Here is an 11,791-nt window from a genome sequence, read left to right on the forward strand (position 1 = left end):
CTATGCTACTTTTATTCTACCTTTGCATAGATGTCATCATATAACTTCTTGCGTAAATTCTTAATATAATCCATTGCATTATCAACGGCCACATTTTCCTCCACGCTCTTATCTCTAGTCACTACCTCAATCACTCCGTCCTTTAGTCCTCTTGGGCTGACAATCACACGAATTGGTGCCGCAAGTAAATCTGCATCAGAGAACATTGAACCTGGACGAACATCACGGTCATCATAGAGTACTTCCACACCCTCTTTTTGTAACTGATGATAAAGTTTATCTGCCTCTTCCTTTGTCTGCTCATCATCCACACGCAAACAGCAAACTTCAACCTCCCAAGGTGCCACGGTAATTGGCCAAATTGGACCAAATTCATCATGTCTTGCCTCACAAATTGATGCAGCCAATCGACCAACACCGATGCCATAGCAACCCATAATTGGATACTGTTGCTCGCCATTCTCATCCAAATATTGCATATTCATCGATACGGTGTACTTATCCCCAAGCTGGAAGATGTTGCCGACTTCAATACCTCTTTTAATAATAATGCTCTTCTTGCCACAGCAAGGACAGATACTACCTTCCTTTACCTTCGCAATGTCGACAAATTCAACATCTCCAAGGTCTCTTGCAATATTGAAGTTTCTATAATGAAATCCTTCCTTATTCGCACCACAGACAAAGCCATCAATTCCCTTTAGAGAGAGATCGATGTAGACTGTCACATCACTTGAAATTCCCTTAGGTCCAATATATCCTGCAACAAGTGGTGCGTCCTCTGTAATCTCTGCTGGACGAATTTCTGTGCCAAGTAAATTGGTAAGCTTTGTCTCATTGACCTCGTAATCTCCACGGACAAAGGCAACCACATAAGAATCATCATCAGCTCTTTGGTAAACCACAGCCTTACAAGAATTCTCAATACTGCTCGTTAAAAATTGATTGACAGCCTCAATGGTCTTACAATCTGGCGTTTCAATAAGCTCTAACTCCTTTATTTCATTCTTGCTTACATTTTCTACCTTGTTTTCTGCCGCCTCCATATTGGCACGGTATCCGCACTCTGGACAAATAACAATGGAATCTTCTCCAGCATCAGCAAGAAGCATATACTCATGAGATAAGCTTCCACCCATCATTCCAGAATCAGAAGCTACGGTCACAACCTCTGGCACACCGGCCTTTTGGAAGATGCGAGTATAAGCCTTGAAAAAGTCATCATAGGTCTTTTCCAAATCCTTTTGATTTGTATGGAAGGAATAGGCATCACTCATGGTAAATTCGCGCACACGAATCATTCCCGCCCTAGGTCTTGCCTCATCTCGAAACTTTCTCTGCATCTGGTGTACAGTAAAAGGATATCTCGTATAGGACTGTCCATACTCACGCACAAGCTGTACTGCCGCCTCCTCATGAGTCATACCAAGTACAAGCTTTGCCTTGTTGCGATCTTGTATGCGCAATAGCTCATTGCCCACGCTCTCATATCTACCTGACTCCTCCCACAAATCTGCTGGAAGAACAAATGGAAAGAGAACTTCCTGTGAGCCAATCGAATCCAACTCACTATTGATAATTCTTTCAATTTTTTTTGTAATTCTTCTCATTGTTGGAAGTTCAGAATAAATACCACTACCCACATACTTAATATAGCCTCCACGCACCATCAATGCATGGCTTTCTACCACACAATCTGCTGGTCTTTCCTTAAATCGCAATCCCACTAAATTTGATACTTTCATTTTAACCTCTCCTTTTGTCTTAAATATAAAAAGCCCTAAGCAATATATCTCTACATTGCTTAGGGCGAATTATCCATCCGTGTTACCACCTAAATTCAGGCACTGCCTGCACTCATCGAAAGCTCTACATCTGTATTTACTCTCTGTCTCTGATAACGGTGACCTCCGTCAGGACTTTCGCAAGTGCGAACCCTCTCGCCTCACATTCATCCTGCTGCTCCCAGACCGGTTTCTGTAAATCTTTCTCAAGGTCTCTCAGCCATGAACCTCTCTCTGTGGATGCCAACTTACATACTCTTCTGTTCTTTGCATTTATCAGTAAGATATCACAAGCAAGAAATCTTGTCAACTGTAAGTTCGATATTTTTTTGACTTTATAAAACTTTTAGAAAGTAAACTTATCCTCAAAATAAGCTTTTAATTCTGAAATTGAAATTCTTACTTGTTCCATAGTGTCACGGTCACGAACGGTAACTGCATGATCTGTCTCCGAATCAAAATCATAGGTAATGCAAAATGGTGTTCCAATTTCATCCTGACGGCGATATCTCTTTCCAATATTTCCTCGATCATCAAATTCACAGTTGTAATACTTTGACAACTGTGCATAAACTTTTTCTGCACCCTCATTTAACTTCTTTGAAAGTGGCAAAATTCCAATCTTTACTGGAGCAATCGCTGGGTGGAAATGAAGTACCGTTCTGACATCTCCGCCCTCTAAAGTCTCCTCGTCATATGCTGCACACAAAAAGGCCAAGGTCACACGATCTGCACCAAGGGATGGCTCAATGACATATGGAATGTATCGCTCGTTGGTCTCATCGTCAAAATAAGTGAGATCTTGACCTGAAACCTCTTGATGTCTTCCAAGATCATAATCTGTTCGATCGGCAATTCCCCAGAGTTCACCCCAACCAAATGGGAATTTAAACTCGATATCCGTTGTCGCCTTACTGTAAAAGCTAAGCTCCTCCTTGTCATGATCACGAAGGCGAATCGTATTTTCCTTAATGCCCAGTGTCTCTAACCAATTCTTGCACTTACTTCTCCAGTATTCAAACCATTCAAGATCTGTGTCTGGCTTACAGAAGAATTCAAGCTCCATCTGCTCAAACTCTCTCGTTCTAAAAGTAAAGTTACCTGGTGTAATCTCATTTCTAAATGATTTACCAATCTGACCAATACCAAACGGGATTTTCTTTCTTGATGTTCTCTGTACATTTTTAAAGTTGACAAAGATACCCTGTGCAGTCTCTGGACGAAGATAGACAATGTTCTTTGCATCCTCTGTGACCCCTTGGAAGGTCTTAAACATCAAGTTAAACTCTCGAATATCTGTCCAGCTGTGTTTTCCACAAGATGGGCAGGAAATTTCCTTCTCCTCGATATACTTTTTCATTTCTTCTTTTGACCAAGCATCGACACTGCCTTCGAGTTCAATATCATTGGCTGCCATATATTCTTCAATCACCTTATCGGCACGAAATCTTTCATGACATTCCTTACAATCCATCAAAGGATCGGAAAAGCTTCCAAGATGGCCAGAAGCCACCCAAGTTTGTGGATTCATTAAGATGGCACAGTCCACACCTACATTATATGGGGATTCCTGAATAAATTTCTGCCACCAAGCTCTCTTTACATTGTTCTTTAACTCGACACCCAGATTTCCATAGTCCCAAGTGTTGGCAAGACCGCCATAAATTTCTGAACCTGGATAGACAAATCCCCTTGATTTTGCCAATGCAATAATTTTTTCCATTGTATATTCCATTACACCATTCTCCCTTACTTATTATTCACTACAATGTAGCTCATCTCGCCTTCGGTCACAACCTCTTTTTCCTCGTGATTCAATTGCTTTCCATCACTAGCCGCAGCCAAAATACTTCCCTGTGTGGTCACATCCGCTATTCCCTTGATCGCCACAACATTTGCTGATGAATTGATTTGACTAGTATCAATTCCGTCAAGCTGTCCTTGAGACTTGGCCTCTTCCAAGCTCATCACCTGTATGCTCTCTACCTTTACTGTATTGTCCTGACTAAATTTTGCAAAATCCAAAAATGTATTGGCATCTGTGTAGCTAAAGATCACTGAGGCATTGCCATCTTTGACCTGTGCACTGACTACCTTTACATTATTGGTATTTTTTTCTGTATTATATCTTTCTACTTCATGCTCTGCAAACTTCTTTAATCCTTCGCTCGTATACTTTCCATCTTCAACGGGCTCTACAATTGCACTCTCAATACTCTTGTCATTTTTAACATAAATTCCACTTCTCTGTGGCACATAACTTGACTTTCCTCCAGTCGTGCAAGCTGAAAGTGCCATTGCCACCAAAAGAACTACACCCCAATTTCTTTTCTTCATTGTCCTATCTCTCACTATTTTTTCTACTGCCTAACTTCTATAGTATACAGTGCACATCGCCTAAATTCAAGGACGAATGCCTCGAAGAATCTCAAGAGAATTCATTTTTCGATCAATAAAACGATGCATAGATTGATCCACCGCCCCAGCTAGTTCTTCAAAAACCTCTGATTTTAGTGTAAAGCGGTACAATTTTTCAATTGGTGTTGTCAAAATAAAATTCCATGCATAGCGACAAGCATCACTTACATTTCCCACTGGCTTTGGATCATATTCCCCATGAATGGCCATAATGCGAAGTTCAAAGACTCTGCGAACCAACTCCTTAGGGATGGCTGGCTTTGTCAATGCAACCAAGGCAACATATAAAAGTTTATCCATTTCTGGATCAATCAGTGCCTCTCTTGCGTAGTAATTGGCCAACTCAAAAAAATACATCCCATAGCAAGTATTTTCAATGTCTGTGACAATCTCCTCAAAATAATTCAAGATTTGGGCATTTTTTAGTGTATAGCTATCTCTTCCCTGATACAATTCAAAATGTCCATAACAAAATTGACGAATCCCCAAAAAGCGATTATTTTGCCGTCTAGCTCCACGGACAAATGCACCAATTTTTCCATTTTCTCTTGTCAAAATGGTGATGCGCCGATCATAATCTTTGACAGGTATGTTTTGAATGATCATCCCCGTCACTTCAACAATATCTTGCATTAGATATCCTTTGGATTATATCCGAAATTTTTCATCTGAATGTCTGAGTCTCTCCACTCCTTGCGAACTTTCACCCAGAGCTTTAAATTGACCTGTCCTTCCATCATATCTTCAATGTCTTTTCTTGCTGCAGTGCCAATGCGTTTTAACATCGCACCGCCTTTTCCAATGACAATGCCTTTGTGTGAGTCTCTCTCACAAACGATGGTTGCCTCAATATCCGTGAGGCCTCCCTTTCTCGTGCTCATCTTGTCAATCTCGACTGCAATGCCATGAGGAATCTCATCTTTGAGCAGGCGAAGGGCCTTCTCTCGAATCAACTCTGCTGCAATTTGTCGCATTGGCTGATCTGTCACTGTATCCTCATCATAGTAGAGTGGACCTTCTGGAAGATATTGATAGAGGACTTTGAGTAATTCACCCGTATTTACCCCCTTTAGAGCGGACACAGGGACAATCTCTGTAAAGTCTCTTAACTTAGAAAACTTTTCCATAATCAAGAGCACTTCGTCTTGATTTTTAAGGGCATCCATCTTATTAATAGCCAAAATGACAGGCTTTTTTATTTCAGATAGCACCTCCAAGATATGCTGTTCCCCAGCACCAATATAATCCGATGCTTCCACAAGCCACAAAATAACATCGACATCCTTTAGCGTGCGCTCAGCCACATTGACCATATATTCACCAAGTTTATTTTTTGCCTTGTGAATTCCTGGTGTATCGAGGAAAATAATCTGCCCTCGCTCATCAGTATAGACAGTTTGAATCTTATTTCTCGTTGTCTGTGGCTTATTTGATGTGATGGCAATTTTTTGACCAATGATGTGGTTCATCAAGGTTGACTTCCCCACATTTGGTCGACCAATGAGTGCCACAAATCCTGATTTTGTCATGTATTCCCCCTAATCGTTAAACAGTGCCTCTACTTCTGTAAAAGCCTCCTTATTCGCCAAAATTAATCCCGCATTGCCCACAGCAGTCTTTGCCCCATCAGATAAAACTGCCTCTAAAAGTGGAGCCAGTGTACGGATATCTTCCACCTTACAATTTAAAATTTCATTTCTTTCTCTTTGCAAGTCTTCATCACTAACCCCTGTGTAATATGCCGACAGTGCTAAAAGCCCTGCACTCAATGGTGTCAATGGCGTATCCAATTCACTAATCGCACCGATTACTGCCTTTGTCATTTCTCTCTCATTCGCCGTATAATTTTTTACATAATCAACAATACCATCATAGACCGCATCCGTCTCCATTAGTTTTGGATCACGATAAGATGTAAAACCTGCATTTCCTGTTCTTCCAAACACGGCCATACAACCATAAGCACCGCCCTGCACACGAATATGATTCCACAAATAGTCATAGCTAAGAAGTACCTTTAAAATCTTTAATACACCTGTGTACTGAAATCCATGATTTTTAAAATTACCATATCTAGCTACATAATTGACCATTGATGCACTGGTAAAGGCTTCTCTCTTGATTGAAGGAACAAATACAAAGCCTTCGCTGCGTTTCGCTGTCGTTTCTAAGGCATCGACAAATAGATTGACATTTTCTTCAACTTTTTGATAGCCCTCTCCATCACAAATCACATCTAAAAGTAAGTTGTCACGAGTAAAGAGACGCTCTGTCAGACTCACCAATACTTTGACAAGTTGGTCTGCCTTCTCATCAAAGTTTGCTGTCAAATCTTCAAGGAAACGATAGTAAGTAATTCCCCTCGTCGCATCAGCAAAGTAACTGTCCTTTGAAATATCTGCTCCCGCCCTCGTCAATGCAGTAATATGACCAGCAGAAAGTAATCTTGACTTTGTCCTTGCCTTTACTTCCAATGCAATGTCCTTTAGGCGCTTTTTATCTCCTAATTTTGAATGCAATGCAATTTCCTTGGCCATTGAAAATGCCCAACCAATCTTGTCATAGAGCACTTTGACATTGATGCCAAAGGTATATTTTGCCCTCTTTACATCCTCCATGATCGGATAGCTGTCCACATTAAATCCAAGACCACCACTATTGAGATTAATATTTGTTGAAAGGTTAGCATAGCTATATTCCTTAGTATCAATATATCCAAGAACTTCCTTTAAAAATCCAAGATACGGCAGTTCCTCCTTTTCCACAAAGTCTGCACCAAAGACCATACGAATATAGGCAATGCCCGTGGTAAAGATATCGCTGTGAATTGCCGAAATCTCTCCCATTTTCTTTTTCTCCCAGATCAGCTTTTCTGCTTCCCTTCCAATCTCCTCTCTTCGTAACATTGGAATTTTTTCCATATCTTCTTTGCTCGATGGCTCCGCCTGATAGATCTTTAATTCCTTTGTCTCTCGAACAATCCTTTCAATTTCCTCTTTTGAAAGACCAGCCTTTATGGCCGCCAATTTATCTGCAAGTTTCTTTTCATTTTGTGCATCGAGATTTTTTACTGGATGAAGGATAATCACTGCCTCATATGGATTCTCAAGCAGTAAATCCTTGATTAACTTCTCAAAATAATCAGTGTCCACTTCTTTTTTCAACTGGTCAAAAATTTCCTGAAAACGCAAGTGCATACATGGATCTGCATCATAGAGCCAGCTATTAAATGTCTCCAGCCCATACAAAAGTCCCTTTGGATAGGAACCAAAATCAGCCTCTCTTGCCTTAAATTCTGCCATATTAATGGCCGCCCTTAAGACCTCCTTGTCAAGACCCTCGCCTGCAAGCTTTCTCAAGGCATCCTTGACAATATACAAAAACTCATCCTTCTCTTCTTCCCTCGCATTTTTGGCAATCACAGAAAAATAAGGTTCCTTAATTCCATATTCATATCCACCCAAAATATCTTCACCAATCCCTGCCTCAATCAAAGCTTCTCGAAGTGGTGCCCCAGGCATATCTAAAAGCACATAGGAAAGAGTCTGCATTGCAACCATTTTTACTGGATCAAGCTCCCCACCCACCACGGTGTGCACAGAAAGATAAGTTGACTTTTGCTCATTTTCTGCCTCAGAAATTGGATAGTCAAAGTGAACTTCCCTTGGACTTGTCCAAGGCTTTGGTGTAGGAACAGCAGAATCAATAAAAAGATAGTCAAATTCTGATAAATATTCCCGATCTAACCACTCCAATTTTTCTGCCATATCCATATCCCCATAAAAGTAGATAAAAGAATTCGATGGATGATAATATCTTCGATGAAAATCTAAGTAATCCTCATAGGTCAAGTCAGGAATACACTCGGGATCTCCTCCTGATTCCTCTCCATAAGTATGCCCCTCAAATAGAGTTTTTGAAACCGATCTTTCTAAAATTCCATCTGCTGAGGAATATACTCCTTTCATTTCATTGTACACCACACCATTATAAATTAAATCAGATTCTGGACTTTCCATCTCAAAGTGCCAGCCCTCTTGGCGAAAAATCTTTTCTTCTCTGTAGATATTTGGATGAAATACAGCATCCAAATATACATCACACAAATTTTGAAAATCTTTGTCATTACAACTGGCCACTGGATAGAGTGTCTTATCTGGATAGGTCATTGCATTGAGAAATGTATTTAATGATCCCTTTACCAGTTCTACAAATGGATCTTTACTCGGAAATTTCTTTGACCCACAGAGCACAGTGTGCTCCACAATATGAGCCACGCCTGTAGAATCTGTCGGTGGTGTTCGAAAACCAATGGTAAAAACCTTATTTTTATCATCTGCAAGAATCAAAAGAATTCTCGCCTTCGTCTTTTTATGTTCCATAATGACGGCTGTCGTGGAGAGCTCCTCAATCTTGCTCTGCTCGATGAAGTGATACGCCTCTAATTGTTTTAATTTTTCTATCTGTCTTTGCATTACATATACCCCATAAATTTATCTTTTAATATTGCTAAAGTCTCTCTCATTGCAAAGTGCAAGTACAGCCAAACATCGCATTTAGCACTAATGCCATAAAACTCCCTGTATTCTGCCTTTCTTGCAAGTCCCATTGCTCGAAACAGATGGAAATCACTAGTCAAAATTCCAATACGCTTTGGCTTTTCCTCAGCAACTAACACAGGTCCTACATTATCTCCCAAGTTTCCATTCATTGTTCCCAAGTTATCTTGAATATTTTTCTCAATCAATGCCTTGCTATACCAAATATTTTGATGTGTATTTCTCGATTGTAATTCCACCAAGAGGCGATCCTTTCGCACTCCCTCTTCGATTAAATATTCTGCCATTCCCTCAGCTTCCGTGCAAGGCTCATCTTCTCCTCGTCCTCCAGAAAGTACAAAATAGGTATCTTGATTGTCCCTTGCATAATCAACAACCATATCCAATCTCTCTCTCAATGCCTTTGATGGAGTCCCATTTTCTTTGATTCTTCCGCCCAGAACAATAACATAATCCAGTCCCGGTTCAACTTTTTTGCTCGCCTCTACAACAACCAAAAATTGAATGACCAAAATGACGATTGCCCATACAATCAAAATTACTGATGTTGTCACTTGAAAACGCAATGCCCATCTTGTGGGATGTTGCTGTGCATAGCGCAATCCAAATCCAGTCAAAGCAAAAAAGACAGCGGCAAGAAACCATAAATAGTCCTGCGACACACCAATCCCCGTATATATGCACAAAAATATAAAATATACAAAACTGATTGCCGACACTATCCAAGATCCAATGACCACTGTCTATCCTCCACTATTTGCTCTTTACTCGAATCAAATCGCCTGCTTGTGCGAATTGACCACCAATATCTACTCGCAATTTTTGCTGTGGATGCGGTGCACTCTCCTGTGCATTGCCCTCCATATCAAAAATTCCCTTTACTGTAATCAATTGATTGTCACCATTTTTTTTCATCACTTCGATGACATCACCCACACTAAATTTATTCTTTTGCTCTATGTATATTTCGCCCTGGTCATCCACCTTTTCAATCGTTCCCAGATAAATATAGTTTTTTACATAGGTATTGTTGTCATAAATTTGTGCATCCTGATCTGGCTTTCCAAAGAAAAACCCCGTTGTAAATTCTCGATAGGTACATTTTCCTATTTCTTCCTTATACCACTCCAAATTTTCCTGATATTTCTTTGGGCTCTCCAAATAGTCATCGATTGCCTTTCGGTAAGTTCTAGCTACTGTTGCTACATAGAGAGCTGTCTTCATTCTTCCCTCAATCTTAAAGCTGTCAATTCCTGCATCAATTAACTCCGGGATATGTTCAATCATACACAAATCTTTTGAATTAAAGATATAGGTTCCTCTCTCATCTTCATAGACTGGCATATACTCACCAGGTCTAGTCTCTTCCACCAAAGAGTACTTCCAGCGACAAGGATGAGTGCAAGCCCCTCGGTTGGCATCTCTGCCTGTAAAATAATTGCTGAGCAAACAGCGCCCTGAATAGGACATACACATTGCTCCATGGACAAAGGTTTCAATCTCCATCTTTTCAGGAATATTCTTTCGAATATTCTTAATTTCCTCTAATGAAAGTTCCCTCGCTGTCACACAGCGCACGGCTCCCTGTGCCCACCAAAAATTATATGTCGCATAATTGGTGTTATTGGCCTGTGTGCTCACATGTAAATCAACACCTGGAAGCTCCTCTTTGGCAATCATAAACATTCCAGGGTCAGAAATAATCACTGCATCTGGGGCAATCTCTTTTAGCTCTCTAAAGTATTCCCTTGCCCCATCCAAGTCATCATTATGTGCAAGAATATTTGCCGTAATATAGACTTTTTTTCCTCTTTCATGGGCATAGGCTATACCTTCCTTCATATCTTCCTTTGAAAAATTCTTTGCCTTTGCACGAAGCCCAAAAGCTTCACCGCCAATATAGACCGCATCTGCACCATAGTCTATCGCTGTCTTTAATACATCCAAGCTACCTGCCGGAATCAATAATTCTAATTCTCTCATCTCATCTCCAAACTTCATCGTGCCATACACTGAGCGAAACACCGTCACCCACTTCTAAAATACTTGTTGTCCAATGCTCATCATGCGTCAGTGCATATAAATAATCTCGCATTCTTGTGTGAATACTTCTCGGTCGCCTACTAATGCCAAATCTTGACTCTGCTACTGTCCCATCCTGCAACACATTGTCAGAAAATAAAATTCCACCATCCGACAATAACAGGCGAATCATTGGCAACCAAATAAAATATTGTGCCTTCGCTGCATCCATAAAAATGAAATCATACTTTTCTTTCTTATTTACCAAATCTGCCAAAACTTCTGCGGCATCACCAGTTAAGAAATGAATTTGTTTTTCTTTCCCTGCTGCCAAAAAGTTAGATTTTGCGATAGGAATGCGCTTTTCATATTTCTCAATCGTTGTAATTTGTGCCTTGCAAGATTCTGCCATCACAATGGCAGAATAGCCAACCGCTGTCCCTACTTCCAAAATCGTTTTCGGCCTTTTCATTGTAAGCACAGTCTTTAAAAAACTCTCTGTATCTCGTCGAATAATGGGCACTTCATCTTCTAGAGCTCTTTCTCGGATAGTCTCACAAATATCTGAATTGTAACGAACTAGGCTCTCTAAGTACTCTCTCACTCTGCTTTGACTCATGGCTACTTATTTCCTTTTTGGAGAATGTCTAAAATTTCTCTTGATGTCTGTGATGTATTTAACTCATACTTCCCAGGCTTGATGCTCACCTTAAAAAATTTCGCCTGCATAACAAAGCTCACTCTATCTCGAATTAATCCCTGTGACTTTAATTGCCCTGCCACCTCTTGAACACTTGCCTCATCTGGAATCTGCACTTCAATGTTCTGTCCTGGCTTGTCTTCCACTGCTGGAGTGTAGAACAAATTGTGACCAAAACTATAAGCCCAAGTTACACAGCGCAGCATAATCAAAGCCAACACAACATAGACAACTGCCCTTGTCGAAATACCAAAAATTGTTCCTGTCAATTTGACTTCTTTTCTATCACCTTTTGCCATCGTTCACCT

General features: G+C 40.4%; 10 protein-coding genes and 1 other annotated feature. All 10 genes read right to left on the reverse strand.

Going from position 1 to position 11,791, the window contains the following annotated elements:
• Positions 1–11: 11 nt before the first annotated feature.
• The 10 genes from J5A74_01025 to J5A74_01070 all read right to left on the reverse strand — a co-directional run bounded on the left by J5A74_01025 (position 12) and on the right by J5A74_01070 (position 11,782).
• On the reverse strand, positions 12–1,745 hold the full coding sequence (locus tag J5A74_01025; GenBank protein QUI95977.1) for a proline--tRNA ligase: 1,734 nt from the start codon (positions 1,743–1,745) through the stop codon (positions 12–14).
• Positions 1,746–1,802: 57 nt separating this feature from the next.
• Positions 1,803–2,061 (reverse strand) — a binding site (T-box leader).
• Positions 2,062–2,130: 69 nt separating this feature from the next.
• Complete coding sequence (locus J5A74_01030) at positions 2,131–3,519, reverse strand: glycine--tRNA ligase (GenBank protein ID QUI95978.1); 1,389 nt, start codon at positions 3,517–3,519, stop codon at positions 2,131–2,133.
• 14 nt (positions 3,520–3,533) lie between these two features.
• Positions 3,534–4,121 carry a hypothetical protein gene (locus J5A74_01035; protein QUI95979.1) on the reverse strand — a complete coding sequence of 196 codons (588 nt, stop codon included), beginning with the start codon at positions 4,119–4,121 and terminating at the stop codon, positions 3,534–3,536.
• Between the two features lie 66 nt (positions 4,122–4,187).
• Positions 4,188–4,835, reverse strand: coding sequence for a DNA repair protein RecO (gene recO / locus J5A74_01040; protein ID QUI95980.1), 648 nt, complete (start codon positions 4,833–4,835; stop codon positions 4,188–4,190).
• Positions 4,835–5,731, reverse strand: coding sequence for a GTPase Era (gene era / locus J5A74_01045; GenBank protein QUI95981.1), 897 nt, complete (start codon positions 5,729–5,731; stop codon positions 4,835–4,837). The genes recO and era overlap by 1 nt, the downstream gene beginning before the upstream one ends.
• 9 nt (positions 5,732–5,740) lie before the next feature.
• Entirely contained in the window at positions 5,741–8,677 is a 2,937-nt protein-coding gene (locus tag J5A74_01050) for an insulinase family protein (protein QUI95982.1), read from the reverse strand.
• Positions 8,677–9,501: a YdcF family protein gene (locus tag J5A74_01055; GenBank protein QUI95983.1), complete on the reverse strand. Its 825-nt coding sequence runs from the start codon at positions 9,499–9,501 to the stop codon at positions 8,677–8,679. Before J5A74_01055 ends, J5A74_01050 begins: the two co-directional genes overlap by 1 nt.
• A gap of 13 nt (positions 9,502–9,514) precedes the next feature.
• Entirely contained in the window at positions 9,515–10,744 is a 1,230-nt protein-coding gene (locus J5A74_01060; protein ID QUI95984.1) for a U32 family peptidase, read from the reverse strand.
• A 1-nt stretch (position 10,745) separates the two neighbouring features.
• A complete protein-coding gene (locus J5A74_01065) occupies positions 10,746–11,402 on the reverse strand; it encodes an O-methyltransferase (protein ID QUI95985.1) in 657 nt (218 codons plus the stop codon).
• A gap of 2 nt (positions 11,403–11,404) precedes the next feature.
• Positions 11,405–11,782 (reverse strand): endolytic transglycosylase MltG, encoded by a 378-nt coding sequence (locus J5A74_01070; GenBank protein ID QUI95986.1) that lies wholly within the window; start codon positions 11,780–11,782, stop codon positions 11,405–11,407.
• Between the last annotated feature and the right edge of the window lie 9 nt (positions 11,783–11,791).

The organism is Lachnospiraceae bacterium oral taxon 096, assembly GCA_018141845.1.
In the GTDB taxonomy this organism is placed as follows: Bacteria; Bacillota; Clostridia; order Lachnospirales; family Lachnospiraceae; genus F0428.

Coding starts and splice junctions, on each gene's coding strand:
- J5A74_01025 (QUI95977.1), bottom strand. CDS start 1,745: ATGAAAGTATCAAATTTAGTGGGATTGCGATTTAAGGAAAGACCAGCA.
- J5A74_01030 (QUI95978.1), bottom strand. CDS start 3,519: ATGGAATATACAATGGAAAAAATTATTGCATTGGCAAAATCAAGGGGA.
- J5A74_01035 (QUI95979.1), bottom strand. CDS start 4,121: ATGAAGAAAAGAAATTGGGGTGTAGTTCTTTTGGTGGCAATGGCACTT.
- recO (QUI95980.1), bottom strand. CDS start 4,835: ATGCAAGATATTGTTGAAGTGACGGGGATGATCATTCAAAACATACCT.
- era (QUI95981.1), bottom strand. CDS start 5,731: ATGACAAAATCAGGATTTGTGGCACTCATTGGTCGACCAAATGTGGGG.
- J5A74_01050 (QUI95982.1), bottom strand. CDS start 8,677: ATGCAAAGACAGATAGAAAAATTAAAACAATTAGAGGCGTATCACTTC.
- J5A74_01060 (QUI95984.1), bottom strand. CDS start 10,744: ATGAGAGAATTAGAATTATTGATTCCGGCAGGTAGCTTGGATGTATTA.
- J5A74_01065 (QUI95985.1), bottom strand. CDS start 11,402: ATGAGTCAAAGCAGAGTGAGAGAGTACTTAGAGAGCCTAGTTCGTTAC.
- J5A74_01070 (QUI95986.1), bottom strand. CDS start 11,782: ATGGCAAAAGGTGATAGAAAAGAAGTCAAATTGACAGGAACAATTTTT.